We start from the raw sequence: 24,526 nt of genomic DNA on the forward strand, positions 1-24,526 counted from the left end.
GTTTTCCTGCCGGGTCAGCCGGAGAACCACCGGCGACGCCGGGCCGCGGCGAATTCCGCCTTCTCTCGGGCCAACTCGGCCGACGGCGCGACGAACGGAGCGACGGGCGCCGGACCGGACAGGAAGTCCGCGTCCACCTTGCCGACCAGGCCGCCGCCGAACTCGATGTGGCAGGCGCCCCTGCCGCTGTACTTCACCTCGGGTTGAGGCTCTGATCGCGCCCTGGCGGCGATGACCGGGGCGACCGTGCGGGCGGCGTCCTCGGCGAACGCCCCGGCCAGGGGGACGGGGGCGTCTGCGCAGTCCCCGATGGCATAGACGCCAGGGAAGGGCGTGGCGAGCGTGCACTGGTCGACGGCGATCCAGCCGTCCGTTCCGCCCTCCGTCAGGCCGGAGGCGGCGACGACGGCAGGCACGCGGTGTGCCGGGATCCCGATGAACAGGTCGTAATCGAGGTCTCCTGCACGCGTGCGGGCGCGGTGCGCCGACGGGTCGAGCGCGTGGACCAGGCGTCCCGGCGAGTACTCGATGCCGCGTTCCACGAGCGCCTCGACGAGGGCTGTGGAGGTTCCCGCCGACACCGGGATCGGCGAGTCCATCGGGCTGAGCACGTGGATGCTCGTCCGGTCGCGCAGTCCGCGCCGGACCAGTTCGTCGTGCAGGAGCAGGGTGCCCTCATAGGGTGCGGGCGGGCACTTGAACGGGACGCTCAGGATGCCGAGCACCACCCTGCCGCCGGTGAACTCGTCGAGCCGGGCGCGCAGCCGGCCGACGCCGTCGACCGAGTAGAACTCGTGCCCGTCCGCCAGGAATCCCGGGGTCGCGCCGGGCTCGTAGTCGGCGCCGAGCGCGACCACCAGGGTGTCCGGCTCGTACTCGGACCGGTCGGTGATCACCCGGCGGTTTCTCGGATCGATCGAGGTCACCGTCTCCTGCCGGAACTCGACGCCCGGCCGGGTGAGGTCGCGGTACGGAATCCGGACCGATTCTTCGGTCGCGCCCTTGAAGAGGAGGTCCATCTTCGCGAACCCGAACATGAACGAGTCGCTCTTGTCGACGAGCACGACGCGGGCCTCGTCGGCGACCGATTCGGACAGACACGCGGCCAGCTCGAGTCCTCCGAACCCGGCGCCGAGGATCAGCACGGTGTGCATTCATCAAGGCTCCCCCCGCCGGGGGCGAGGAGGCAAGGGTGTGAGCGCTACGGCCAGACGAACTCGGCGTCCGCCTCGTAATCCGCTCGGCGGGCGGCGAGGGCCATGTTCACCATCTGATGGGCGCCGGTGCCGATGATCTGGCGTACCGGCGGGTGCGGGTTGTCCACCAATGCGAGGAGCGCGGCCGCCGCCTCCGCGGGTGGGGCGTCGACCCACTCGGGATCGGAGTCCTCGGGCTCCGCCTGCGGCGGGGCGCTCGGGTCCGGATATGCCGCGGTCCCGAGGATGGCGAGACGGGTCTCGTCGTAGGCGGGGTTCGCGGTCGCGAACCTCATGCTCGAGCCCGCCCAATCAGTGTCGAAACCGCCGAGTTGCGCCATCGTCACCGAGATCCCGAACGGGCGGAGCTCCTCGGCTGCCGAGGCGCTGAAGCCCTCGAGGGCCCATTTGCTCGCGTTGTAGAGGCCGAAGGTGGGCATCGCGCCGACCGCGCCGACGCTGGAGATCTGGATGATGTGTCCCGATCCCTGCGCTCGCAGCTGCGGTATGACGGCCTGGGTGACCCACAGGGCGCCAAAGAAATTCGTCTCCATCTGGGACCTGGCCTGGTCCTCGGTGATCTCCTCGACGGCGCCCATCAGTCCGTACCCGGCGTTGTTGACGACGACGTCGATCCGGCCGAACCGGTCGACGGCCCGCGCAACGGCCTCGGCGGCGGCGTCGCGATCGGTCACGTCCAGTCGTAGCGCGGCCACGCGCCCCGGGTGGGCGGCCTCCAGGTTCAGGAGGGTCGTCGCGTCGCGGGCGGTGGCGACCACCCGATCGCCTGCGTCGAGCGCGGCGGTGGCGAAGGCGTGTCCGAGTCCGCGTCCGGCGCCGGTGATGAACCAGGTGCGGGGTTCGGTGGTGGGAATCGTGGCCTCCTCGGGTGAGTTCGCGAGACGGTGCGTCTCGTGAACCACAGTGGCATCGCAATGAGGGTGTGTCAAGACGCAACGTCTCGTCTCGCTGATACGGTGGGCGAATGACACCCGAACCCAAGGCCGCGCCTGCGCGGCGCAGCGAGCGCGCCCGGTCGGCGATCCTCACCGCCACCGCGGAGCTGGTCTTCGAGGTGCCCTACGGCCGGCTGACGATCGAGGCGATCGCGGCGCGCGCGGGCGTGGGCAAGCAGACGATCTACCGCTGGTGGCCGACCAAAGGGGCGGTGCTGTTCGACGCGCTGCTTGAGCTGTCCGGCGGCCCGGACGGGGTCGCCCTGCCCGAAACCGGTGACCTGCGTGCGGATCTCGCGCTGTTCCTGCGCGCCACCGTGGCGGAGATGACCGAACCGCGCTTCGATGCCTTCCTCCGCGCGGTCATGATCGAGATCCAGTCGGATCCGGACCTCGCCGAGATCTACCGCGATCGGCTGCTCGCGCCGCAGCGCGAGGCGATTCGCGAGCGGCTCCGGGTCGCGGCCCTGTCCGGCGCGATCCGGGCGGACGCCGACCTGGAGGTCGCGGTCGACCTGCTGGTCGGGCCTGTCCAAACCCGTTGGGCGCTCGGGCTGGGAGGCCTGACCGAGGCGTATGTGGACTCCCTGCTCGACCTGGTCCTGGCGGCGGTGCGCCCGAGCTGATTGCCCCGCAGGTGGATCCGTCCATCTGGAACATCGAGAAGGCTGAGAAGGTGCTCGAGGACGGCGCCTACGGGCGCGCCGGGCCATGGTGGTCGAGCACCGCCGACACCGGCTACCGGTCCTGGTCGGCCAAGGTCGAGAAGGCCAGCAGCAACGCTTGATCGAGACTGGCGGGCCGGGTGCGAGACGCCTGGCCCGCCCCGAGGGGGGGAGGGGGGAGACATGACGGAACACCACACACACGAGCCAGACGCGGATCCGGAAATCGACTATGTCGAAATGGATCTGGACCCAGAAGCACATCTGCTGTGCGCGGCCCTGTGGTCCCGCGACGAAACGACCCTGCGATTCCTGTTCACCCACATGCGGGAAGACAACTTCGAGAACCCCTTCCACCGCCCGATCTTCACCGCGATCGGCGACGCACTCGCAGCCAGTCAGCCGCACGACCCGACGATCATCGCAGCCAGCTACACCCAGGCGGGACGGGATAAGGTCCCCACCGCCGTTCACAACGCCCTGCGCACCGTCCTGACCCTGGGAAGCTCGACCGCTTCAGTGGGGCAATGCGCGGCCAGCGTCGTCGCCGCTAGCTACCGCAGCATCTACTTCGCTGCGCGGGCGGCCTTTCCCTGTCCACGTAGTTGTAGACCGCCTTCATGCTGAGGTCGTACATGCTCTGCAGCTCGGCGATCTTGTACTTGCCGGACTGGTGCCGGTCGAACAGCTCGCTCTGCTGCTCGGGAGAGAGCTTGAGCACGCGGCCCCGGTACTTCCCCTCAGCTTTGGCCTTGGCCACCCCGCCCGAGGTCCGCAGGCGGATCAGCCCGGAATCGAACTCGGCGAACGTCGTGCCGAGAATGGCGAACACCTTCCGCCCGATCGGATCCGCGGCGTCGTACGTCTCGCCGTCGAACGACAGCTTCACGCCCCGGTCCTCGAGTTTGGTGACCGTGTGACTCAGGTCGGCTACTGACCACGCGAGACGCTCCAGCTTCGTGACGACCAGGGTGTCGCCGGTCGACAACCCGGCGAGCGCGGCAGGCAATCCCTCGCGTTCACGGTCGGTGCCGGTCAACCCGTGATCGACGAAGATCCGGTCCGCTGGCACCCCGAGCTCGACGAGTGCCGCACGCTGCTCGCGTTCGTCATCGCCCTGGGCGGCGCACCGCGCGTATCCAGTGAACATGCCTACCGGATACCCAAATAGCCAGGTTTTCAAATACAGCACTCGGCCGGGGGAGTGTCCGGTACGACGAAGAAAGTGTCGATTTCGCCGAACCCCGATCGGGAGATGCATAAAGGATTTATATAAAGTTGCTATGCTTCAGGCATGAGTCGCCGAGACGCCGCGCACGGCGCTTCCGATGCCATCGGGTCAGCCCTCTACGGTCTGGCCACCAGGGCCGTGAGACGCCTTCCCCGCGACATGAGCCTGACGTCCGCCGCCACCTTGGCCACCCTGGACAAGACCGGCCCGCGACGGATCACCGATCTGGCGGTGGCCGAGGCCGTCACCCAGCCCGCGATGACCGTCCTGGTCCGGGTGATGGAGGCATCCGGGCTGGTCGAGCGGAAGGGCGATCCGTCCGATAAGCGGGTCACGCTGGTGTGCCTGACCGAGGCCGGCGCGTCGTACGTCCGGACGCGACGCCAGGCGGGCGTCGACGCGTACGCGCGGTTGATCGACGAACTCACCGGTGACGAGATCGAGGCCTTGGCAGCAGCCCTTCCGGCGCTGCTGCATCTGGCGGAGCTCGAAGGCCACGCCCGAGAGGAGTCGGACCGGTGACCGCGGCCCAGGCTCATGACCAGACCATGAGCACTGCCCGGATACGTTCCGAGGCACGTCTGCTGGTCCCCGCCCTGATGTTCATCGTCCTGGTCGTTGCGGCGGTCGCCAGCCTCGGGACGCCGCTCATCACCAGCGTGGCGACCACGTTCCAGGTCTCCCTCGACAGCGCGCAGTGGACGCTGACCATCGCCCTGCTCAGCGGCGCCGTCGCCACACCCGTCCTCGGCCGGCTCGGAGCCGGTCCGCACCGGCGGGGCACGATTCTCGCCACGCTGGCGATCGTCGTCGTCGGCAGCGCGCTCACCGTGCTGCCGCTGCCGTTCGCCTGGCTGCTCGTGGGCAGAGCGGCCCAAGGCGTCGGACTCGGTCTCACTGCGCTGATGATGGGCGTGGCCCGCGACCATCTTCCCGAGGAGCGCAGCGCGGCCACGATCGCCCTGATCTCAGTGGTCTCCATCATCGGAGCCGGCGTCGGCTACCCGTTGGCCGCGCTGCTCGCCGAGTTCGGCGGACTGCGAGCCGCCTATGGCCTCGGCCTGCTCGTCACCGCCATCGCCTTCGTGACCGCGTGGCGCTCCATGCCCGCAGCTCCCGAAGGCCGCTCCGCTCACGTGAACGTGGCCGGTGCGCTCGTCCTGGCGGGTGGACTGCTCCTCGTCCTGTTCCTGGCCGGCGAGGGGAGCCTGTGGAGCCGACACCTCGCCGTGGCGGTGACCCTTGCCGTCGCCGCCCTACTCCTGCTCTGCGTCTGGACCGTTTCCGAACTGCGAACCAAGTCGCCCCTGGTCGACGTCCGGGCGGTACGGCACCCGGCGGTCGCCGGGGCGAACATCGCCATGTTCGTCGGCGGGAGCGGCATGTACCTCCTGCTCACGCTCATCACCCGCTACGCGCAGACGCCGCACAGCGCCGGCTACGGCTTCGGACTGACCACCTTCGTGGCGGGGCTGGTCCTCATCCCGTTCTCCGTGCTGGGATTCGTCGCCGGCAAGCTCACGCCGCGGGTCCGCGAACGGATCGACGGCCCCCTGCTCCTGGCCGGCAGCGCCGCCATCGTCGGCGGCGGGTTCGTCCTGTTCGCCACCGCCCGGTCCAACCTGGCCGAACTGCTCGCGGCCATGGGCGTGCTGGGCTTCGGCGTCGGCAGCTTCTCGGCCGCCATGCCCGGTGTCATCCTGGCCGTCACCCCCAAGAGCGAGACGTCGAGCGCCATGAGCTTCAACTACGTCGTCCGCAGCGTCGGGTACTCCCTGGGCAGCGCCATCGGCGGCCTGATCCTCGCCGCGGGCACCGGCCCCGGCCACGTCTTCCCCGACGACAGCGCCTACACCACCGCGGCGCTGGTCGGCATCGGCGCCATGGCGATCACGACGCTGACAAGCGTCGCTCTCGCCCGCCGACGCTCGTCCGAGACCAACCCGTAAGTCAGATGCACTCATCCCAACACTGGAGGTTCCATGCCCAAGGGCTACTGGGTCAGCGCCTACCGCACCATTGCAGACCCCGAGAAGCTGGCTGCCTACAACAAGCTGGCCCCTCCGGCCGTCAAGGCCGGGGGCGGGCGGGTGCTCGCCCGCGACGGTCGGGTCGTCGCACACGACGCCGGAATCGGCGAGCGGACCGTCCTGATCGAGTTCGATTGCTTCGAACAGGCCGTCGCCGCACATGCGAGTGCGGCCTACCAGGAGGCGCTGGCCGCACTTGCTGACGGCGTCGAGCGCGACTTCCGCATCATCGAAGGCCTCGACTGACGATCGAGGCTGCGTCGGCGACGAACACGAAGCCGACTGCGGGGATCACCCCGGCTCGTCAGCGCGCCGCACCGTCGCGAACAGCGAGGTTGTCGCCGCGGCCGATCACGTCCTTCGCGGCGGTCGCGACCAGGTCGGTCGATTCGTGATGGACGAGCGCGGACAGCTCGTTCGGGTAGAAGTAGCCCTGGTGGTCTGACACTCGGAGGTTCTCGGGCAGCATCTCTTGAAGCGAGCCATTGTCGATGGCTGCCTCGAGGAGATAGCCCTTGAACACGTCGGAATCGAGTTCGCGCCAATGGGTGCGGTCGCCGCCGCTGAACAGGTGCTCGTGCGCGCTGGACTTGCCGGCGCCAGGCGGCCCGGCCAGGTAGGGCGTCGTGGTCGTGAGTGACCGTCGGTGCGGGCTGCGAGTGGGCGCTTCGTTGCCGGCGCCGTTGGAACTGCCGACCATCCGCTCCAGGGGCTACGGACGCCCCAGTGCCCGCCGCCTTGATCGGTAAGAAGACCGCGATGCCGGGCGATCGACGTCATGCAGGGGCCGCACCGGTGGCGCAGCCGCCGTCGGGCAGTGCCGTGCCCTGGTCGGTGCCGTACCGGTGGCCGTGCCCGGCCGGGGCATCCAGGGCCGAGAGCAGGTCCACGCTGGTCTGCACGAAGCTGACGACCGGAAGCCAGGCCGGGCGCGGCGCGTCGGTCCGGGTCCGGTCCAGTGCAGGCGGGTGCAGCAACAGCCGAGGCGACCATCGCACCACCGGATCGGACGAGTTGGCCAGCACCACCGCCCCAGCGGTGCGGGCTGAGCCTGCGGGTGGTCCCGCGTAGAGGGCGCCGCAGGCCCGCTCGCCCAGTTCCTCGTTCCGGAAGATCGAGCTCGCGCCCACCGCGCCGAGGCTCTGCCCGTAGACGTACAGCCGGGGGCGTTCCCCTACGGGCAGCAGCGAGATCCGGTCCGAGACCGCGGTGAACAGCGCCCGCGCGGACTGCTCGGCCGCATCGCGATCGAACAGGAAGGTCACCCAGCTCGGGGCGCTGGAGTACTGCACCCCCACGAGGGCGACGTCGTCGCCGAAGCGCTGCTCGAGACCCTCCGCGGCGTTGCCGTCGATCCAGCCGGATCCGGTGGGCACGGCCACCACGACGGTGGACTTGGCCAGGCCGCCTGCGCGTTCCAGCTCGTGGACGGCAAGGCGCACCCGGCCGTCCTGGTCGGGGGCGCTGTCGATGCCCGCGTAGGTGCGCACCGCGCCGTAGGCCGCCCCGGCGGCGACGAACTTGCGTCCCTGGGCGCCGAGCGAGGACCAGGACGTCAGCGAGTCGGGGCTTCCGGAGATCGACGACGAAACCGGTTGCCGCAGTGAGGTGTCGACGGTCGTGTTCGCCGCGTGATACGACTGGGCGCGCGCCTGCCAGAGCGCGGGCCCGGCCCAGAACTGTGTTGCGATCGCGAGCGCGGCGACGACCGCGGCCGACCGCACCGCGCCGAGTCGACGAACACCGGCCGCCACGGCCCTCGTCCCGGCCGCCAGGATCAGCGCGATGGCGGCGGCGCCCACGACCACCTGTGCCCAATGTCCGCCGCCGACCGTCGGCACGCCCATCGCGACGCGCAGCGAGTCCTGCCAGTGATCGGCCAGCAGCATCGCCGCTGCCACGGTCACCGCGCCCGCCAGCAGCACCAGCAGCCGTGCGGACTCCCGCGACGGCGCGGGACGGCCGGCCCCGAGCCTGCGGGACAGGTGATGCCACGCGCTCGCGAGACCCCAGCCGAGCGCCGCCAGCAGTCCGGTGAGGACCGCCTGGACCACCGCGCTGCGGGGGAGCAGGGAGGGCGCGAGCGAGACCGCGACCATCGACGTGACGGCGACGCTGGTGAGTACCCGGGGCAGCGCGACGGCGGCGATGTCAACGGTCGCGGTGGGCCGATCGATCACGGCGGTCATGCGAGCGCCGATCGGGTCGCCGCGCCGACGGCGGTGGTGGTACCCCGCCCGCGCCGGTTGGTCGCGGCGACCGCACCGACGATCAGCACGGCCCCCACGCCGCCCGCGAGCGCGTAACCGGTCATCGGCTCGGGTCGAGGTGCGACATATCCCTGCCGCCAGGAGTTCGAGGTCACCGCGGCGCTCGCGATGTTGGCCATCACGTAGCAGGAGGTCCGCGCCGCATCGACCGTGCGCGCGTCGCAGGCGCCGTGCATCCGCCGGTCCAGCTGCGCGTCAAGGCTTTTCCGTGCCCACGGTCCGAGCGCGGCGCCGTGGCGGTCTGCATAGCGCAGCAGGTCGTAGCCGAGATCGTGGGCCTTGCAGGCGGTCTCGAACTCGGTGGGCAGCGTGACCGGGGAGGAGCAGTCGCCGCTCGGGTTCACGAGCATCCCGGATTCGACGGCCGGGCGGTAGCCCATCGTGGCGGCGAAGTCCGCCGGGATCGACGACGCGGGCGCCGCGTGATCGGCTGTGGTGAGCGAGGCGATCGCGGCCGCGGTGGGGGTGCTCTCGCGAGGCTGCTCCGCAGCGGCCGGGTCGGCCATCAGGGTGGTCGTCAGGGCGGCCGCCGCGGCCACCGTCAGTGCTGTCCAGGTCGTCTTCCGCATGAAGAAGACGCTAGGAATCGGCGGGACCAGGGCACATCACCCCGCAGCGTGGTTCCCGGGTCCCCGCGCAGGGGGCGTCGGTGCGGCGCCCTCATACCCTGGTGCCGCGCCGGTCTCACCCCGCAGTATGAGGACTTTTCGGGTCCCGGTTCCTACTGTTCTGGATGTGAGTAAGACAAATCGTGCGCTCAAGAAGGTCGCGAATGACGCCGCCGTGGCGGCCGCGCCGCGACTCAAGCGGGTGAGCTCGAGTCTGTGGGTGGACATCTTCATCGTATTCGTCACGGGCGTGCTCTTCGCCATCGCCTGGCCGACGCTGCAGGTTACGCACCACGTGCCGGCCGGGGTGCAGCCGGTCATCGCCGGGCTCGCGGCGCTGCCCCTGCTGCTGGTTCGGTCGAATCCCGCCCTGGGATGGGCGATCTCGGCGGCGGGCGCGCTGGTGATCCCACTGGTGTTCGAACGCACCGACGACTACGACTTTCCGTGGCAGGTCGTGCACGTCATGGTGATCATGGCGCTGCTCCTCGCCGTCAGCATGCGCTCGCCGCTCGCCGTCGTCGGCGTCTCGTGGATGGCGACTGCGCTGCTGTTCCTCGCGAACGCCCCTGGCCAGGACGGCAGGGGCTGGGCGGTCGGGCTGACCGCGTTGGTGCTGTTCGGGTTGCTGATCCGCTGGCTGGTGCTCTCCCGCCGGCAGCTCGCCCGCCAGGAGGAGGTCACCGAGGTCGAGCGGGCGCGGCGGGCGATCCTCGAGGAGAAGGCGCGCATCGCCCGCGACCTGCACGACGTCGTCGCGCACCACATGTCGCTGGTCGTGGTGCAGGCGCAGAGCGCGCCGTACCGGATCGACGACGTCTCGCCCGCGGCACGGGCGGAGTTCGAATCGATCGGTGCCACCGCCCGCGATGCCCTCAACGAGATCAGGGGCATGCTCGGTGTGCTCCGCAGCGACGGCCAGCTCGCCGAGGACGCCCCGATGCCGGGCCTCGACCGGATCGACGAGCTGGTGGAGGGAAGCAGGCGGGCGGGCATGCAGGTGCAGGTGGACAGGATCGGGATGCCCGAGCGGTTGTCCGATTCGGCGGGACTGACGATGTACCGGATCCTGCAGGAATCGCTGTCCAACGCGGCCCGGCACGCGCCGGGGGCGCCGGTTCGCGTCATCCTCGGCCGGGACGGGGGCCTCGCCACCATGGCGGTGGTCAACGACCCGCCCGTCGGTACCACTGTGTCGACCGTCGCCGATCATGCCGGTGGGCACGGCATCACCGGCATGATCGATCGGGCCTCGTCGGTGGGTGGAAGCCTGGTCGCGCAACCGCGCCCCGACGGCGGATTCGAGGTGCTGGCGCGAGTGCCGGCGATGCCGGGGACGGCGGTGTCGAGCGGCCACGTCACCCCGGCATAGGGTGATCGGGTGGCGATCACGGTATTCATTGCGGACGATCAGGCGATGGTGCGCCAGGGTTTTGGCGCGCTGCTCGGCGCGCAGCCCGACATCAGCGTGGTCGGCGACGCCCCAGACGGGAAGATCGCAGTAGACGAGGTGATGCGCCTTCGCCCGGACGTCGTCCTGATGGACGTGCGGATGCCGAACCTGAACGGGCTGGAGGCGGCGCAGCAGATCCTGTCGGTCTCGTTCGACAAGCCGGTGCGGGTGCTGATGCTCACCACCTTCGACATCGACGACTACGTCTACGAGGCGCTGCGCGTCGGTGCCAGTGGCTTCATGCTCAAGGACGCCCCCGCCGAGGAACTGATCCGGGCGGTCCGGGTGGTGGCGGACGGGCAGGCACTGCTCGCGCCGACCGTGACCCGCAGGCTCATCGCCGACGTCACCAGCAGGCGCGCGCCCGCACGGCGCGAGCCTGCGCAGCTCGCGGCGCTGACGCCCCGCGAACGGGAAGTGTTGGAACTGATCGCCCGCGGGCTGTCGAATGTCGAGATCGCGGAGTCGCTGTTCGTGGCCGAGCAGACCGTCAAGACGCACGTCGGCAAGGTGCTCGGCAAGCTGCACCTGCGGGACCGGGCGCAGGCCGTGGTGCTGGCCTACGAGACGGGCCTGGTCACCCCCGGCTGACCCGCCGGCGTGCCCGAACCGCCGGGCGAGGGCAGTATGCAGTGGGACACTGAGCATCCACCTGCACGTAGAACGGGCGATTGACGATGACGACGATCGGCATTCTCACCAGCGGCGGCGACTGCCCCGGCCTCAACGCGGTGATCCGGGGTGCGGTGCTCAAGGGCTCCGAGGTGCACGGTCAGGAGTTCGTCGGATTCCTCGACGGGTGGCGCGGTCTGGTCGAGGGCGACGCGATGCCCCTGGACCGCAGCCGCGTCCGCGGACTCTCGCACGAGGGCGGGACCATTCTCGGGACCAGCCGCATCGGTCCGTATCAGGGACCGAACGGTGGGGCGGAGAACATCGCCCGCACCATGGAGCGGCTCGGGGTCGATGCGGTGGTGGCCATCGGTGGCGAGGGCACCGCCGCCGCGTCGCAGCGCCTGTTCGACGAGGGCATTCGGATCGTCGGGGTCCCGAAGACCATCGACAACGACCTCGACCAGACCGACTACACCTTCGGATTCGACACGGCGGTAGAGATCGCGACCGAGGCGATCGACCGGCTGCGGACGACGGGCAACTCGCACAAGCGGTGCATGGTCCTCGAGGTGATGGGGCGCAACGCCGGATGGATTGCCCTGCACTCGGGGACGGCCGGCGGCGCGCACGCGATCCTGATCCCCGAACAGCCCGAGAGTGTCGAGCAGATCTGCTCGTGGGTGAACAGCGTCCGCGAACGCGGCCGGTCGCCGATGGTTGTCGTCGCGGAGGGCTTCACCCTGCCGGACATGACGGCGGCCCATTCGACGAAGGGCATGGACGGTTTCGACCGCCCGCGGCTCGGTGGGATCGCCGAGCTGCTGGCGCCGATCATCCAGGAGCGCACCGGAATCGAGACCAGGGCGACGGTGTTGGGCCATATCCAGCGGGGCGGCGTTCCGACCGCGTTCGACCGTGTCCTCGCGACCAGGCTCGGCATGGCGGTCACCGATCTGGTGGCGGACGAGGAGTGGGGCCACATGGTGGCGCTGCACGGAACGGAGATCGTGCGGGTGGGTTTCGACGAGGCGCTCGTCGACCACAAGTCGGTACCCGCGCACCGGTATCAGGAGATGCGGGTGATCTTCGGGTGAACCCGGGTCAGCGCCGCCCGATCCGCAGCAGCACGAAGACCGCGAGGGTGGCCACGGCCGCGATCGCCGAACTCGTCGCCATGACGGCGTCCAGTCCCTGCGCGGTCGCCCCGCGTGCCAGTTCGGACAGCGCGGGCACCGCGGCCGCGAACTGATCGGGGACGAACTCGATGACCCGTTGTCCGGCACCGGAACCGAGTGCCTCGGTGATCATGTCGGCCTGCTCGTCCGGGACGGAGACGGTCATCGTCCCGACGGTCAGCGAGGCGAGCCCGGCACCCGCCTCGGCGGCGACCGCGTGCGAGAAGACCGCGCCGAGGCCGGCCACCCCGACCACGATGCCGACCTGGCGGGCGGTGTTGACCGCGCCCGTGGCCATGCCTGCCCGGTCCACCTCGACGAAGGTCAGCGCGGACTGCGAGGCGATCACGGTGACCGCGCCGAGTCCGGCGCCGCCGAGGATCGACCCGGCGATGTAGTGCGTCCACGTGGTGGACGCGTCCGCACCGGTGCACAGCCACAGGCCAGCCGCGACGACCCCCATCGAGACCGGCAGCGACCACCTCGCGGGCAGGCGGTCGTGCAGCACGGCGATCGGCGGGGCGACGACGAGCGCGGACAGGGTGAGCGGCAGGGCCCGCAGACCCGCCTGGAACGGGTCGTGGCCGAGTGTGTTGATGAAGTACAGCGCCAGGAAATTCGTTGCGGCGACGAGTGTTCCGGCTCCGGCGAAGGCCGCGAGCGCGTTTGCCGCGAAGGCGGGCCGGACGACCAGGCGAAGGTCCAGCATCGGGTGTGCGGCACGTAGCTCCCAGGCGATGAAGGCGAGCAGTCCGGCGATCGAGGTGGCGCCGAGGGCGATCACCCGCGTGGACGACCAGCCCCACTCGTTGCCCTCGATCAGCGCCAGCACCCCGGACAGGAGCGCGAGGGTGAGCAGCCCTGTACCCGCCCAGTCCGCGGGCGCCGCACTGTCCGCACGGGATTCGGTGACGTACCGGTACGCCAACGCCACCGCGGCGATGCCGATGGGAACGTTGATCAGGAAGATCCACTCCCAGCCGATCGCCGTGACGAGGGCCCCGCCGACCAGGGGACCGGCGGCGGTCGCCGATGCCATCACCGCGCCGTAGATGCCGATCGCCCTTGCCCGCTTCATCGGATCGGGGAAGGCGACGGCAACGAGGGGCAGGGAGACGCCGAACAGCAGCGCCGCGCCGACGCCCTGGACCGCCCGCACCACGTTGAGTGTCACGATGTCGCCCGCGAGCGCGCAGCCGAGCGAGGTGAGCGTGAAGATCGACATGCCCGCGATGTAGAGGCGGCGTCGGCCGAGTCGGTCGCCGAGGGTGGCCGCGGTCAGCAGCAGCGCCGCGACCGGCAGCGTGTAGGCGTCGACCACCCACTGCAGTCCGCTGAGGGAGGCGTCGAGGGAGGACTGGATGTTGGCCAGCGCGGCCGCGACGATCGTCATGTCCAGCATCAGCATGAACATCCCGATGCAGACCGTGATCAGCGTGGCGGTCGGATGGGCGGCGGTCGACTCCGCGGTGGCCTCCGCTGGCGACTGCTTGCAGGTCGCTCGAGACAGCCGGTCGGAAATGTCGGTGAGCGAGCCGGTACCGGCCATCGGTCCTCCTCTGCGGACGCGCCGTGCCGGATCGGGTAGCGCTACGGGTGTAAATTAACAGTCGTAGCCCTACGGGTGTCAATGCGGAACGCCCGGCCCGGGTCGGCTGACCCCCGCGACTAAGGTGGCTCGCGTGATTTCGACGAGGAAGAAGACCCAGCGCACGCCGTCCAGGCGGGGCGCGGGCGAGTCGCTGCGAACGGACATCCTCGCGGCAGCCGCGGAGATGCTCGGTGAGACCGGCGACGTCGACGCGGTGTCGCTGCGCGGCGTCGCCAGGCGCGTCGGCGTCACACCGACCTCCATCTATCTGCACTTCGCCGATCGCGAGGAGCTCCACCTGGCGGTGAAGCAGCTCCGGTTCGAGGAGTTCGCCGCCGTGCTGCAGGCGGCCGCCGAGGAGGCGGGGGAGGACCCGGGCGCCCGGCTGCGGGCGATGGGGCACGCCTACGTCGGCTATGGGCTGGCCAATCCCGGTCACTACCGGGTGCTGTTCGTCTCCAACCTGCGTCATCAGGCCGGCGAGAGGATGGCCGACTCGCACGCGCACCGCGCCATCCGGCTCATCACCGAGGAGGTGGGGCGATACCTGGACCTGCCTGCGGACGCGAAGGAGACGGTGCTGCTCGGGATGCACCTGTGGAGCGCGACGCACGGCATGGTGGCGCTGAGGCTCGCGCAAACCCGTTATCCGCACGCGGATGCGGCCCGCGATGCCTGGCCGGATGCGCACGAGCAGATCGACAACCTGGCCGACCTGCTGCTGCCGAAGCGGGGCGCATAAACTCGTGACCATGACTGCAGCCGGCCGGGTGGCGACAAGTACTGACCTTCTCGATTACGACGAGGTGCTCGCCCGCTTCGAGCCCGTCATGGGCATGGAGGTGCACGTCGAGCTGCACACCGCGACGAAGATGTTCTGCCCGTGCCCCACGACCTTCGGTGCCGAGCCCAACACCCAGGTGTGCCCGGTCTGTCTGGGCCTTCCGGGCTCGCTGCCGGTGGTCAACCAGTCGGCTGTCGAGTCCGCCATCCGCATCGGTCTGGCGCTGAACTGCTCGATCACCCCGTGGGGCCGCTTCGCCAGGAAGAACTACTTCTACCCGGATCAGCCGAAGAACTACCAGATCTCGCAGTACGACGAGCCGATCGCCACCGAGGGCTACCTCGACGTGGTGCTCGACGACGGCACCACCTGGCGGGTCGAGATCGAGCGCGCGCACATGGAGGAGGACACCGGTAAGTCGCTGCACGTCGGCGGCGCCACCGGCCGGATCCACGGCGCCAGCCACTCGCTGCTCGACTACAACCGCGCAGGCGTCCCGCTGGTGGAGATCGTCACCAAGACCATCTCCGGTGCGGGCGAGCGCGCCCCCGAGGTCGCCCGCGCGTACGTCACCGCGCTGCGTGATCTGCTCAAGTCGCTCGACGTCTCCGACGTCCGGATGGACCAGGGGTCGATGCGGTGCGACGCCAACATCTCGCTGATGGCGATCGGCGCCAAGGAGTTCGGCACCCGCACCGAGACCAAGAACGTCAACTCCCTCAAGAGCGTCGAGGTGGCCGTCCGCTACGAGATGCGCCGCCAGGCCGCCGTGCTCAGCTCGGGCGGTGAGGTCATCCAGGAGACCCGGCACTTCCAGGAGGCCGACGGCACCACCTCCGCCGGGCGCCGCAAGGAGACCGCGGAGGACTACCGGTACTTCCCGGAGCCGGACCTCGAGCCCGTCGCCCCGAGAGCAGAGTGGGTCGAGGAGCTGCGCGGCACGCTGCCCGAGCTGCCGTGGATCCGCCGCGCCCGCATCCAGGCCGACTGGGGCGTCTCCGACGAGGAGATGCGCGACCTGGTGAACTCCGGTGCGCTGGAACTGGTCATCGCGACCACCGAGGCAGGCGCGCCCGCGGACGCGGCCCGCTCGTGGTGGGTGGCGTACCTCTCGCAGCAGGCGAACACCCGTGGCGTGGCGCTGGCCGAGCTGCCGATCACCCCGGCCCAGCTCGCGCGGATCATCGCGCTCGTCGCCGACGGCACACTGGCGAACAAGCAGGCGCGGCAGGCCGTCGACGGTGTGCTGGCAGGCGAGGGCGAGCCGGACGAGGTCGTGGCGAAGCGGGAACTCGCCGTGATGCGCGACGACTCGGCGCTGCAGGCCGCGGTCGACGCCGCGCTCGCCGCGAACCCGGACATCGCCGAGAAGATCCGCGCGGGCAAGGTTGCGGCGGCAGGCAAGATCGTCGGCGACGTCATGAAGGCGACCCGGGGCCAGGCAGACCCGGCTCAGGTCAAGGACCTGGTCATCGCGGCCTGCTCCTGAGCCGACACACGGCGTGAGGGTCCTGTCGTCGATGGTGGTCCCCGTCTAGCAGAATCAGGCGGGTGCCCTCAGTTTCCGCTTCGTTCTTCTGGATAGCGCTCTGCGCCGTCATCGCTCCGCTGGTCGCCGGGCTGGTGCCACGCAAGCTGGTGCCGGAGGTCGTGCTGCTGCTGATCGCGGGCGTCATCGTCGGGCCGCACGTGCTCGACCTCGCGGTCATGGGCAGCGAGATCGACCTGCTCCGCGAGCTCGGCCTCGGCATGCTTTTCCTGCTCGCCGGCTACGAGATCAACACCAGTGAGCTGACCGGTCGGGGCGGGCGTCGGGCGCTGATCACCTGGCTGTCCTGCCTGGTGCTGGCCTTCGTGGTGGTCGGGTTGCTCGGCCTCACCGGCGCGATCAATGCGGAGATCGCGGTGGCCATCGCCCTGACCTCCACGGCGCTGGGCACGCTGTTGCCGATCCTCAAGGACAGCGGCATGCTCGGAACCCGCTTGGGCCGAACCGTTCTCAACCACGGCGCCTTCGGTGAGCTCGGCCCGGTGATCGCGATGGCGATCCTGCTGAGCTCGCGGAGTGCGGGCGCGTCGCTGGTCGTGCTGGCGGCGTTCGCGGCGGCTGCGGTCGGGGTCGCGTTCATCCCCGCGGGCCTGCGCCGCGAGGGCTCGAAGCTGGCCTCGATCATCCGGCTGGGCTCCGAGACCACCGCCCAGACGACCGTGCGGCTGACGATCCTGCTGTTGGTCACGCTGATCGCGGTCGCGACGATCTTCGACCTCGACATCATCCTTGGCGCCTTCGCCGCGGGCTTCATCCTGCGCCGCGCGATGCCGTCGGGCGACGAGAAGCTGGAGGCGAAGTTGGACGGGCTGGCCTTCGGGCTGCTCATCCCGATCTTCTTCGTCACCTCGGGCATGGCGATCGACGTCAAGGCCGTGGCCGCTGCGCCGGGCATCCTGCTCGCGTTCCTGGTGCTGATCCTGTTGGTGCGCGGGCTGCCTGTGTTCTTCGCCGAACGCTTCGACCGGGGTCCGGAGCTCAAGGATCCGCAGCCGACCGTGCGGGAGCGGGGGCAGGTTGCGCTGTACGCCGCGACCGGTCTGCCGCTGATCGTCGCGGTGACGGGGGTCGCGGTGAACGCCGGACAGATGACCGAGTCGAACGCCTCGATCCTGGTCGCCGCGGGCGCGATCACCGTGCTGGTGTTGCCGCTGTCCGCTTCGCTGCTCGCGCCGAAGGCGCCGAAGAAGGTCCCGGCCCCCGCCACCGGCTAGCGCCGAGTGTGCACCTGCCGGCGGGTGTTCTCGGCCGATGCCCCGGCAGCTGCACACTCGACGGTCAGTCGAAGCCGCCGCCGCCCTGCGGTGCGGGGATCTTGACCACCCGGTCATCGGTCGGGCCGCCGGGATGGCCGTCGGCCTTGTTGACGGTCGAGACCCAGATCGTGTTCTCGGCCCCGAGCGCGGCCGCGCCCAGCCGGCCGTACCGGTCCTGGGCGATCAGCGACGGCGCCGCGGTCACGGCGCCGGTCTGCGGATCGGTGTCGAGCAGCGCGAGTGCCCGGCCCTCGGTCAGCGCGATGGCGACCGACCCGCCGCCCGCCGTGCAGCCTGCGACGCCGGGCCGGTCCGGCCAGGTCCAGACCGGGACGCCTGCCGCGCCGTTCGGCGCGACCTTCTGCAGTCGGTCCTCGAGCGGGGTTCGGTCGGTCACCCAGATGTTCTGGTCGGTCGGGTCCACGCAGACATCGCCCGCGCCGCCGATGCCCGACAGCGCGACCTGGGGGAAGGGCTGTGACCCGGGGGGCCCGGGCGTCAGCGCGGTCACGCGGAGCAGCTTTCCGGCCAGTGAGCCGGGATCGGTTGCGGCGGAGGGGTTTCCGGCGTCGCCGGTGAGTACCAGTAGTTCATTGGGGCCTGCGAAGGTCAGGGCTCCGGTGTTGCCGACGGATCCGCGCGGGATACCGGTCAGGACGTCCTTGGGCACATCGCCCGGTGCGACCCGCACCACCCGGTTGTCGCCGGGGGTGGAGACATAGGCGTACACCAGGTTGTCTTCGACGAAGGTCGGCGACAGCGCGACATCGAGCAGGCCACCGTCGGTGGAGCCGTCGACGTCGAGTCGGGCGAACTCCTCGGTGGGCTTGCCGGGGGTGACGCGGAGGATGCGGCCGGTGCGGCGCTCGGTGACCAGCGCCGAATCGCCGCCGGGCAGCATGACCATGCCGCCGGTGGTGTCGAGGCAGGTCGCAACGACGGCGGGGTCGGGGTCGATGCAGGGCGCCGGTTCGACGGTCGGGAGGGGCTCGCGGGGGCTGGTCGGGGGTGTGCCGGGCGGTCGGGGCCGGAGCTCGCCGCCGGCGTCGAACGTCGGCGCGGGGGTGAACGGGCTCGTTGCCGAGTCGTCGAACCGGGCACAGCCCGCCACCGCGACGACGATCGACACGGCCGCCAACACCCTGACCCGACTTGCTCCCATGACTGCAAACGGTACGGAATCCGGTGCGGGCGGCGCCACGGCGGCCCGGTGCGGCGCGCCGGAGCGCGTATCTGCCGCTCGCCCTTACGCTGTCCATCGTGACAGCGAAGCAGCAAGGGAACCCGGACCGCGACGGCGCCGATGGCACCGCCTCCAGTCCGTTCGACCTGCCGACCGAGCAACTTCCCACCTCCGCCGGCGGCGCGCTGCCCGTATCGGACGACGACCTCGGGCTGATGCCCACCGAGCAGATCCCGACCTACCGGGGCAGTTCGGTCGATGAGGTGTATCCCACGGACGAGGTGTATCCCACCGAGGAACTGCGGTTCGCCGATCCGTCCGAGCCTGCCGTTGTGTCGGCATTCACCTCGCCCGTCCAGCAGGCGATGCCGGAGACGATCGCGCCGGAGACGCCGTCCGGGCGAGGCACGCTCGACCTCGGCCTGCTCGTCCTCCGGGTCGGGCTCGGGACGGTCGCGCTGTTCCACGGGCTGCAGAAACTGTTCGGCTGGTGGAACGGCCCCGGACTCGACGGCTTCGAGACGACGCTCCTCGATGCCGGCTTCGAGCAGGCCCGACTGCTCTCGATCCTCACCGCGGTCGGTGAGGTCGCGGCAGGCGCCCTCCTGATCATCGGTCTTGTGACGCCGCTGGCCGGCGCCGCGGTGCTCGCGGTGCTGATCAACGCGTGGTGCGTTCGCCAGGTGGCCGAGCCGGGACTGCAGTTCTTCGCACCGTCCGGCGTCGAGCACGAGACGATGCTGGTCGCCGCGGCCGTCGCGGTGGTGTTGACCGGCCCCGGCCGGTTCTCGCTGGACGGTGGCCGGAAGTGGGCGACCAGGCCGCACATCGGTTCCTTCGTCGCGCTGATCCTCGGCGTCGCGGCAGGCGTCTGCCTCTGGATCTTCTTCAACGGGGCGAACCCCCTGATCTGAGTGATCAGGGGGTTCGCGATCGGGGCGGTCAGGCGGTGACCGTCTCCAGCTGCTCCTCCGGGGGCGGTGTGGACTGGGCGGCGAGCCGCTGGCCGAGCACCGACTTGCGCTTGCCGTAGGCGAAGTAGATCACCACGCCGATCGCCATCCAGACCAGGAACCGGATCCAGGTCTCCACGGACAGGTTCAGCATCAGCCACCCGCAGGCCAGCACCGCGAGGATCGGCACGAGGGGAACCAGCGGGACCCGGAATCCGCGCGGCAGGTCGGGTCGCGTCTTGCGCAGCACCACGACCCCGATGCAGACCAGGACGAAGGCGAACAGGGTGCCGATGTTGACCATCTCCTCGAGGGTCCCCATCGGGAAGAAGGCGGCGAGCAGCGCCACGATCACGCCGACCACGACGGTGATCCGAACGGGGGTGCCCTTGGTGCCGGTCTTGGCGAGACCGCGCGGCATCAGCCCGTCCCGCGACATCGCGAACAACACCCGGGTCTGGCCGAGCATCATGACCATGACGACGGTCGTCAGTCCGGCGAGGCCACCGAAGTTGATCACCCACTGAGCCCAGGTGATCCCGTGCGCCTCGAATGCGGTCGCGAGGGTGGCGCTGCTGTCGCCGACGAGCGGGCTGCCGGTCTTCAGGTCGGTGTACTTGACCATGCCGGTCAGGACCAGGGTCACCGCGACGTACAGGACGGTGACGATGGCGAGCGAACCGAGAATGCCGCGGGGGAGCGCCTTCTGCGGGTTCTTGGTCTCCTCGGCGGTGGTGGCAACGACGTCGAACCCGATGAACGCGAAGAACACGAGGCTGGCCGCGGCGAGCAGGCCGTACCAGCCGTAGCTGCTGCCGTCGGCGCCGGTGAGGAACGAGAACAGGGTCTGGTGGATGCCGCTGGCCGTGCTGGCCGCGCCCTCGGCCGGCGGGATGTACGGGGAGTAGTTGTCCTTGTTGATGTAGAACGCGCCGACCACGATGACGAGCAGGACCACGGCGATCTTGATGGCGGTGATGATGGCCGACACCCGCGAGGACACCTTGGTACCGATGGCGAGCACGGTGGTGATCGCGCCGATGATCAGCAGGGCGCCCCAGTCGAAGTCGATCGGGCCGAGATGCGCGGTGGTCGAACCGCTGGCTCCGAGCACGTTCCCCAGATACAGCGACCATCCCTTGGCGACAACTGCCGACGCGAGCGCGAACTCGAGGATGAGGTCCCATCCGATGATCCAGGCGACGAACTCGCCGAACGTCGCATAGGAGAAGGTGTACGCGCTGCCTGCGACCGGGACGGTGGAGGCGAACTCGGCATAACAGAGGGCCGCGAGCCCGCACGCGATGGCGGCGAGGACGAAGGCGAGCGAGATGGACGGCCCTGCGACGTTGCCTGCCGTCCTCGCGGTGAGGGTGAAGATGCCCGCCCCGATGACCACGGCGACGCCGAAGACGGTCAGGTCCCAGGCGGTCAGCTCTTTGCGTAGGCGGGTACCGGGTTCATCGGTATCTGATATCGACTGTTCGACGGACTTGGTGCGCCAAATACCGACTCCGGGCATGGATGGGCTCCTTGGTTGACTCCCGATGACCTTGTGGGTCGCCGGGTGGGGGCTGTGCTTGACCGGATGTGATCTGTGTCTCATCGGCGTGAAGAGAGAACCACCTGTGAACCCGATGCGCAACACCCGATCGCTCGATGGCGCATCCTGCTCAGCTGCGCGCCGAATCGCTCGGGCGAACTGCGCGATGTGCACACCTGGTTTAGGCCGATTCGCCAATTCTGCTGCCTTGGCCCGTGATCGCGACCCCGGGGTCGCCGTGCGCGGAACAGGCAACGGCTTGACATCCGTGTGACGCGCCTTACAGTTCATGCCGGGCAGGTACTCCGCCCGTCGCGGCCACAAGTGCCGTAACTCTCTGTCCCGCAACGGATCAGCCCCACAAGGGTGTCATCTGTCGTGGGCTGACCTCAGGAGCAGTAGTGAGCGCCATCAATTCCCTGGCCGAGCAGGACTTCGAGCAGCTGTCGATCCAGCGCGTGGAGAACGGGCTCGCCAGCATCATCGCCGTGCACGACACCACCCTCGGGCCCGCGCTCGGGGGAGTCCGGATCCGCCAGTACGAATCCGACGATGCGGCCGCGGCGGACGCGATGCGCCTCGCACGCGCGATGACCTACAAGGCGGCGCTCGCCGGCCTGGCGCTCGGCGGCGGGAAGAGTGTGATCAACGCCGATCCCCGCAGCCAGAAGACGCGTTCGCTCCTGGAGGCGCACGGCAGGCACATTGGGCTGCTCGGTGGCCGCTACATCCCCGGCGCCGACATGGGCACCGGACCCGCGGACCTGAAGGTGATCGCGGAGCACGCCCCCCGGGTCTCCAGCGACGGCCGCGATCCCTCGCCGTACACGGCCAGGGGAGTGGTCGCCTCGATCTCGGCGGTCGCCGACCATCTGGGGCGCGACGGCGTCGACGGGCTGCGGGTAGCCGTGCAGGGTGCCGGCAACGTCGGCCTCGGGATCGTCGAGCTCCTCTCCGCGGCCGGGGCCACGGTGCTGGTGGCCGACCCCGATCCGGAGCGGGTGCGGCTCGCGGTGGAAGGTTTTGGTGCGCAGGCGAGTTCGCTGGACGAGATCCTGCAGACCGACGTCGATGTGGTCTGCCCCGCGGGTCCGGGTCTGGTGATCGACGAGCGTGCAGTCGACCGGCTCAAGGCGGTGGCGCTGGTCGGAGCGGCCAACAACATGCTCGCCTCGCAGGCCGCGGGTGACGCGCTGACCGCCCGCGGCATCGTGCACGTCCCGGATTTCGTGTCGAACGCGGGCGGCCTGATCTCCTGCGACGCCGAGGTGAACGGGCTGACGGACTTCGTCGGCAAGGTGGACCGGATTGCGGACGTGGTGATGGAGATCCTCGACCGGGCCCGGGTGACCGGGGTGGACACCTCCACCGCCGCGATCGAGCTGGCCGAGCGGCGGATCGCGGAGGTCCGCGCGGCCTGAGCCGGGGCAAGAGCGGGAGCATCCCGCCGATACGACAGCGCCCCTGCGGTTCCGGGCATTCCCGGCACCGCAGGGGCGCTGTCTGTGAACGGTCAGGACTACGGCACGTAGCGAACGGCACCCTTGTCCGCGGAGGTCGCCAGCGCCGCGTAGGCACGCAGCGCGGTGGTGACGGTGCGCTGGCGGTCGACCGGCTGCCACGGACGCTCGGACGCCTCCATCTTGGCGCGGCGCTCGGCGAGCACGGCGTCGTCGACGAGGATCTCGAGGGTCCGGGTCGCGACGTCGATACGGACCTGGTCGCCGTTCTCCACCAGGCCGATCACGCCGCCCGCCGCGGCCTCAGGGGAGATGTGCCCGATGGACAGGCCGGAGGTGCCGCCGGAGAAGCGGCCGTCGGTGATGAGCGCGCACTCCTTGCCGAGGCCCGCACCCTTGAGGAATGCGGTGGGGTGCAGCATTTCCTGCATGCCCGGTCCGCCCTTGGGGCCCTCGTAGCGGACCACGAGGACGTCGCCGGACTTGATCTTCTTCTGCAGGATCACCGAGACGGCCTCCTCTTGCGATTCGACGACGAGCGCCGGACCCTGGAAGGAGAACAGCTCCTCGTCGATGCCCGCGGTCTTGAGGATGGCGCCGTCCAGCGCGATGTTGCCGCGCAGCACCACGAGTCCGCCCTCGACGGTGTACGCGTGCTCCTTGTCCCGGATGCACCCGCCTGCGGCGTCGGTGTCCAGCGCGCTCCAGCGGTTGGACGTGGAGAACGGCTCGGTGGTGCGGACCCCGCCCGGTGCGGCGTGGAAGAGCTCGATCGCCTCGTCGGTTGCCTTGCCGGAGCGGATGTCCCAGTCGTCGAGCCACTGGTCGAAGCTCTTGGTGTGGACTGTGGAGACATCGGTCTCGAGCAGGTTCGCGCGACGCAGCTCGCCGAGCAGTGCGGGGATTCCGCCTGCCCGGTGCACGTCCTCCATGTGGTAATCGGAGTTGGGTGAGACCTTCGACAGGCACGGCACCAGGCGGCTGATCTCGTCGATGGTGTCGAGGTCGAAGTCGACCTCGCCCTCCTGGGCGGCGGCGAGGGTGTGCAGGACCGTGTTGGTCGAGCCGCCCATCGCGACGTCGAGGGCCATCGCGTTGCGGAACGCCTTGGGGGTGGCGATGTTCCGGGGGAGCACCGACTCGTCCTCGTCGCGGTAGTACTTGAGCGCGGCCTCGACGACCGTGGTGCCCGCGCGGGAGAACAGCGCGCGGCGGGCCTCGTGGGTGGCCAGGGTGGAGCCGTTGCCGGGCAGCGCAAGGCCGAGTGCCTCGGTGAGGCAGTTCATCGAGTTCGCCGTGAACATGCCGGAGCAGGAGCCACACGTCGGGCAGGCGCTGCGCTCGACCTCGTCGAGGCCTTCCTCGGACACCGCGTCGTTCGCGGATGCCGAGATGGCGGTGATCAGGTCGGTGGGGGCCTGCGCGACGCCGCCGACGACGACGGCCTTGCCTGCCTCCATCGGACCGCCCGAGACGAAGACGGTCGGGATGTTCAGGCGCATCGCGGCATTGAGCATGCCGGGGGTGATCTTGTCGCAGTTGGAGATGCAGACGAGGGCGTCGGCGGTGTGTGCGTTCGCCATGTACTCGACCGAGTCGGCGATGATCTCGCGGCTGGGCAGCGAGTAGAGCATGCCGCCGTGGCCCATCGCGATGCCGTCGTCCACCGCGATGGTGTGGAACTCGCGGGGCACGCCGCCCGCGGCGCGCACGGCCTCGGCCACGATCTCGCCGACGTCCTTGAGGTGCACGTGCCCGGGGACGAACTGGGTGTACGAGTTCGCGATCGCGACGATCGGCTTGCCGAAATCGGAGTCCGTCATTCCGGTGGCGCGCCACAGGGCGCGGGCTCCGGCGGCATTGCGTCCGACGGTGGTGGTGCGGGACCTCAACGGGGGCATAGGACTGTCCTTAATCGTCGAACTGCGAACGTTGCCGTGACTCGAGCGGCTCCGGCGGGCTGGGCCGGTGGGCGGGTCCTCGGCATGGGGTTGCTGCCGTCGGCGCC

At 70.0% G+C, this 24,526-nt stretch carries 24 protein-coding genes; 14 read left to right on the plus strand and 10 right to left on the minus strand.

Features of this window, described 5'->3' with window-relative positions; genetic code table 11:
* Positions 1-14: 14 nt before the first annotated feature.
* Together JOE46_RS00585 and JOE46_RS00590 are read right to left on the minus strand one after the other, a co-directional pair.
* Positions 15-1,154 (minus strand): NAD(P)/FAD-dependent oxidoreductase, encoded by a 1,140-nt coding sequence (locus JOE46_RS00585; RefSeq protein WP_097213588.1) that lies wholly within the window; start codon positions 1,152-1,154, stop codon positions 15-17.
* 47 nt (positions 1,155-1,201) lie between these two features.
* Complete coding sequence (locus JOE46_RS00590) at positions 1,202-2,071, minus strand: SDR family NAD(P)-dependent oxidoreductase (RefSeq protein ID WP_097213664.1); 870 nt, start codon at positions 2,069-2,071, stop codon at positions 1,202-1,204.
* A 110-nt stretch (positions 2,072-2,181) separates the two neighbouring features.
* On the opposite strand from JOE46_RS00590, the gene JOE46_RS00595 reads away from it, so the two are divergent.
* The 3 genes from JOE46_RS00595 to JOE46_RS00605 all read left to right on the plus strand — a co-directional run bounded on the left by JOE46_RS00595 (position 2,182) and on the right by JOE46_RS00605 (position 3,444).
* On the plus strand, positions 2,182-2,778 hold the full coding sequence (locus JOE46_RS00595; protein ID WP_097213587.1) for a TetR/AcrR family transcriptional regulator: 597 nt from the start codon (positions 2,182-2,184) through the stop codon (positions 2,776-2,778).
* Positions 2,779-2,789: 11 nt separating this feature from the next.
* Complete coding sequence (locus JOE46_RS00600) at positions 2,790-2,939, plus strand: hypothetical protein (protein WP_179800678.1); 150 nt, start codon at positions 2,790-2,792, stop codon at positions 2,937-2,939.
* Between the two features lie 61 nt (positions 2,940-3,000).
* Positions 3,001-3,444 (plus strand): DnaB-like helicase N-terminal domain-containing protein, encoded by a 444-nt coding sequence (locus JOE46_RS00605; RefSeq protein ID WP_097213586.1) that lies wholly within the window; start codon positions 3,001-3,003, stop codon positions 3,442-3,444.
* Here the strand turns inward: JOE46_RS00605 and JOE46_RS00610 are convergent.
* Complete coding sequence (locus tag JOE46_RS00610; protein ID WP_097213585.1) at positions 3,368-3,967, minus strand: recombinase family protein; 600 nt, start codon at positions 3,965-3,967, stop codon at positions 3,368-3,370. The genes JOE46_RS00605 and JOE46_RS00610 overlap by 77 nt on opposite strands.
* Before the next feature lie 144 nt (positions 3,968-4,111).
* Between JOE46_RS00610 and JOE46_RS00615 the strand changes: the two genes are divergently transcribed.
* From JOE46_RS00615 to JOE46_RS00625, 3 genes are read left to right on the plus strand one after another with little or no spacing between them, the layout of a single operon-like run.
* Complete coding sequence (locus tag JOE46_RS00615; protein ID WP_245220878.1) at positions 4,112-4,570, plus strand: MarR family winged helix-turn-helix transcriptional regulator; 459 nt, start codon at positions 4,112-4,114, stop codon at positions 4,568-4,570.
* The gene (locus JOE46_RS00620) at positions 4,567-5,997 is read left to right on the plus strand and encodes an MFS transporter (RefSeq protein ID WP_209925888.1); all 1,431 of its coding nucleotides are present in this window, start codon (positions 4,567-4,569) and stop codon (positions 5,995-5,997) included. The genes JOE46_RS00615 and JOE46_RS00620 overlap by 4 nt, the downstream gene beginning before the upstream one ends.
* A 33-nt stretch (positions 5,998-6,030) precedes the next feature.
* Positions 6,031-6,324: a DUF1330 domain-containing protein gene (locus JOE46_RS00625; protein WP_097213583.1), complete on the plus strand. Its 294-nt coding sequence runs from the start codon at positions 6,031-6,033 to the stop codon at positions 6,322-6,324.
* Positions 6,325-6,382: 58 nt separating this feature from the next.
* Here the strand turns inward: JOE46_RS00625 and JOE46_RS00630 are convergent, their stop codons facing one another.
* The 3 genes from JOE46_RS00630 to JOE46_RS00640 form a co-directional block, all read right to left on the minus strand.
* Complete coding sequence (locus JOE46_RS00630) at positions 6,383-6,778, minus strand: hypothetical protein (protein ID WP_097213582.1); 396 nt, start codon at positions 6,776-6,778, stop codon at positions 6,383-6,385.
* A 76-nt stretch (positions 6,779-6,854) separates the two neighbouring features.
* Entirely contained in the window at positions 6,855-8,267 is a 1,413-nt protein-coding gene (locus tag JOE46_RS00635) for an alpha/beta-hydrolase family protein (protein ID WP_097213581.1), read from the minus strand.
* Positions 8,264-8,917 carry a hypothetical protein gene (locus JOE46_RS00640; protein ID WP_097213580.1) on the minus strand — a complete coding sequence of 218 codons (654 nt, stop codon included), beginning with the start codon at positions 8,915-8,917 and terminating at the stop codon, positions 8,264-8,266. Before JOE46_RS00640 ends, JOE46_RS00635 begins: the two co-directional genes overlap by 4 nt.
* A 166-nt stretch (positions 8,918-9,083) precedes the next feature.
* Here JOE46_RS00640 and JOE46_RS00645 point away from each other — a divergent pair, with 166 nt between their 5' ends.
* The 3 genes from JOE46_RS00645 to JOE46_RS00655 all read left to right on the plus strand — a co-directional run bounded on the left by JOE46_RS00645 (position 9,084) and on the right by JOE46_RS00655 (position 12,118).
* A complete protein-coding gene (locus tag JOE46_RS00645) occupies positions 9,084-10,328 on the plus strand; it encodes a sensor histidine kinase (protein WP_373560288.1) in 1,245 nt (414 codons plus the stop codon).
* Between the two features lie 9 nt (positions 10,329-10,337).
* Positions 10,338-11,000, plus strand: a complete 663-nt coding sequence (locus JOE46_RS00650; protein ID WP_097213578.1) for a response regulator transcription factor — start codon at positions 10,338-10,340, stop codon at positions 10,998-11,000.
* A gap of 86 nt (positions 11,001-11,086) precedes the next feature.
* On the plus strand, positions 11,087-12,118 hold the full coding sequence (locus JOE46_RS00655; protein WP_097213577.1) for a 6-phosphofructokinase: 1,032 nt from the start codon (positions 11,087-11,089) through the stop codon (positions 12,116-12,118).
* Between the two features lie 7 nt (positions 12,119-12,125).
* Here JOE46_RS00655 and JOE46_RS00660 read toward each other — a convergent pair whose 3' ends face one another.
* Positions 12,126-13,748: an MFS transporter gene (locus JOE46_RS00660; RefSeq protein ID WP_108168846.1), complete on the minus strand. Its 1,623-nt coding sequence runs from the start codon at positions 13,746-13,748 to the stop codon at positions 12,126-12,128.
* Positions 13,749-13,881: 133 nt separating this feature from the next.
* On the opposite strand from JOE46_RS00660, the gene JOE46_RS00665 reads away from it, so the two are divergent.
* From JOE46_RS00665 to JOE46_RS00675, 3 genes are all read left to right on the plus strand, one after another.
* Complete coding sequence (locus tag JOE46_RS00665) at positions 13,882-14,532, plus strand: TetR/AcrR family transcriptional regulator (protein WP_097213576.1); 651 nt, start codon at positions 13,882-13,884, stop codon at positions 14,530-14,532.
* 10 nt (positions 14,533-14,542) lie between these two features.
* Positions 14,543-16,063, plus strand: a complete 1,521-nt coding sequence (gatB, locus tag JOE46_RS00670) for an Asp-tRNA(Asn)/Glu-tRNA(Gln) amidotransferase subunit GatB (protein WP_097213661.1) — start codon at positions 14,543-14,545, stop codon at positions 16,061-16,063.
* Positions 16,064-16,125: 62 nt separating this feature from the next.
* Positions 16,126-17,337, plus strand: a complete 1,212-nt coding sequence (locus JOE46_RS00675; protein ID WP_097213575.1) for a cation:proton antiporter — start codon at positions 16,126-16,128, stop codon at positions 17,335-17,337.
* A 64-nt stretch (positions 17,338-17,401) separates the two neighbouring features.
* On the opposite strand, the gene JOE46_RS00680 is transcribed toward JOE46_RS00675, so the two are convergent.
* Positions 17,402-18,541 carry a sorbosone dehydrogenase family protein gene (locus JOE46_RS00680; RefSeq protein WP_097213574.1) on the minus strand — a complete coding sequence of 380 codons (1,140 nt, stop codon included), beginning with the start codon at positions 18,539-18,541 and terminating at the stop codon, positions 17,402-17,404.
* 98 nt (positions 18,542-18,639) lie between these two features.
* Between JOE46_RS00680 and JOE46_RS00685 the strand changes: the two genes are divergently transcribed.
* The gene (locus JOE46_RS00685) at positions 18,640-19,476 is read left to right on the plus strand and encodes a DoxX family protein (protein ID WP_257017721.1); all 837 of its coding nucleotides are present in this window, start codon (positions 18,640-18,642) and stop codon (positions 19,474-19,476) included.
* A gap of 28 nt (positions 19,477-19,504) precedes the next feature.
* Here the strand turns inward: JOE46_RS00685 and JOE46_RS00690 are convergent, their stop codons facing one another.
* Entirely contained in the window at positions 19,505-21,037 is a 1,533-nt protein-coding gene (locus tag JOE46_RS00690) for an amino acid permease (protein ID WP_097213573.1), read from the minus strand.
* 422 nt (positions 21,038-21,459) lie between these two features.
* On the opposite strand from JOE46_RS00690, the gene JOE46_RS00695 reads away from it, so the two are divergent.
* A complete protein-coding gene (locus JOE46_RS00695; RefSeq protein WP_257017720.1) occupies positions 21,460-22,479 on the plus strand; it encodes a Glu/Leu/Phe/Val dehydrogenase family protein in 1,020 nt (339 codons plus the stop codon).
* Between the two features lie 98 nt (positions 22,480-22,577).
* Here JOE46_RS00695 and ilvD read toward each other — a convergent pair whose 3' ends face one another.
* Positions 22,578-24,419: a dihydroxy-acid dehydratase gene (gene ilvD, locus JOE46_RS00700; RefSeq protein ID WP_097213571.1), complete on the minus strand. Its 1,842-nt coding sequence runs from the start codon at positions 24,417-24,419 to the stop codon at positions 22,578-22,580.
* Positions 24,420-24,526: the final 107 nt, after the last annotated feature.

The sequence above is a fragment of the Rhodococcus sp. PvR099 genome, assembly GCF_017833315.1.
GTDB lineage: Bacteria > Actinomycetota > Actinomycetes > Mycobacteriales > Mycobacteriaceae > Rhodococcus_G > Rhodococcus_G oryzae.

Bases quoted from the DNA above. Each gene is read 5' to 3' on its own strand.
- JOE46_RS00680 (WP_097213574.1), bottom strand. From the start codon at position 18,541: ATGGGAGCAAGTCGGGTCAGGGTGTTGGCGGCCGTGTCGATCGTCGTC.
- JOE46_RS00605 (WP_097213586.1), top strand. From the start codon at position 3,001: ATGACGGAACACCACACACACGAGCCAGACGCGGATCCGGAAATCGAC.
- ilvD (WP_097213571.1), bottom strand. From the start codon at position 24,419: ATGCCCCCGTTGAGGTCCCGCACCACCACCGTCGGACGCAATGCCGCC.
- JOE46_RS00635 (WP_097213581.1), bottom strand. From the start codon at position 8,267: ATGACCGCCGTGATCGATCGGCCCACCGCGACCGTTGACATCGCCGCC.
- JOE46_RS00640 (WP_097213580.1), bottom strand. From the start codon at position 8,917: ATGCGGAAGACGACCTGGACAGCACTGACGGTGGCCGCGGCGGCCGCC.
- gatB (WP_097213661.1), top strand. From the start codon at position 14,543: ATGACTGCAGCCGGCCGGGTGGCGACAAGTACTGACCTTCTCGATTAC.
- JOE46_RS00625 (WP_097213583.1), top strand. From the start codon at position 6,031: ATGCCCAAGGGCTACTGGGTCAGCGCCTACCGCACCATTGCAGACCCC.
- JOE46_RS00630 (WP_097213582.1), bottom strand. From the start codon at position 6,778: ATGGTCGGCAGTTCCAACGGCGCCGGCAACGAAGCGCCCACTCGCAGC.
- JOE46_RS00595 (WP_097213587.1), top strand. From the start codon at position 2,182: ATGACACCCGAACCCAAGGCCGCGCCTGCGCGGCGCAGCGAGCGCGCC.
- JOE46_RS00660 (WP_108168846.1), bottom strand. From the start codon at position 13,748: ATGGCCGGTACCGGCTCGCTCACCGACATTTCCGACCGGCTGTCTCGA.
- JOE46_RS00615 (WP_245220878.1), top strand. From the start codon at position 4,112: ATGAGTCGCCGAGACGCCGCGCACGGCGCTTCCGATGCCATCGGGTCA.
- JOE46_RS00655 (WP_097213577.1), top strand. From the start codon at position 11,087: ATGACGACGATCGGCATTCTCACCAGCGGCGGCGACTGCCCCGGCCTC.
- JOE46_RS00690 (WP_097213573.1), bottom strand. From the start codon at position 21,037: ATGCCCGGAGTCGGTATTTGGCGCACCAAGTCCGTCGAACAGTCGATA.
- JOE46_RS00610 (WP_097213585.1), bottom strand. From the start codon at position 3,967: ATGTTCACTGGATACGCGCGGTGCGCCGCCCAGGGCGATGACGAACGC.
- JOE46_RS00585 (WP_097213588.1), bottom strand. From the start codon at position 1,154: ATGCACACCGTGCTGATCCTCGGCGCCGGGTTCGGAGGACTCGAGCTG.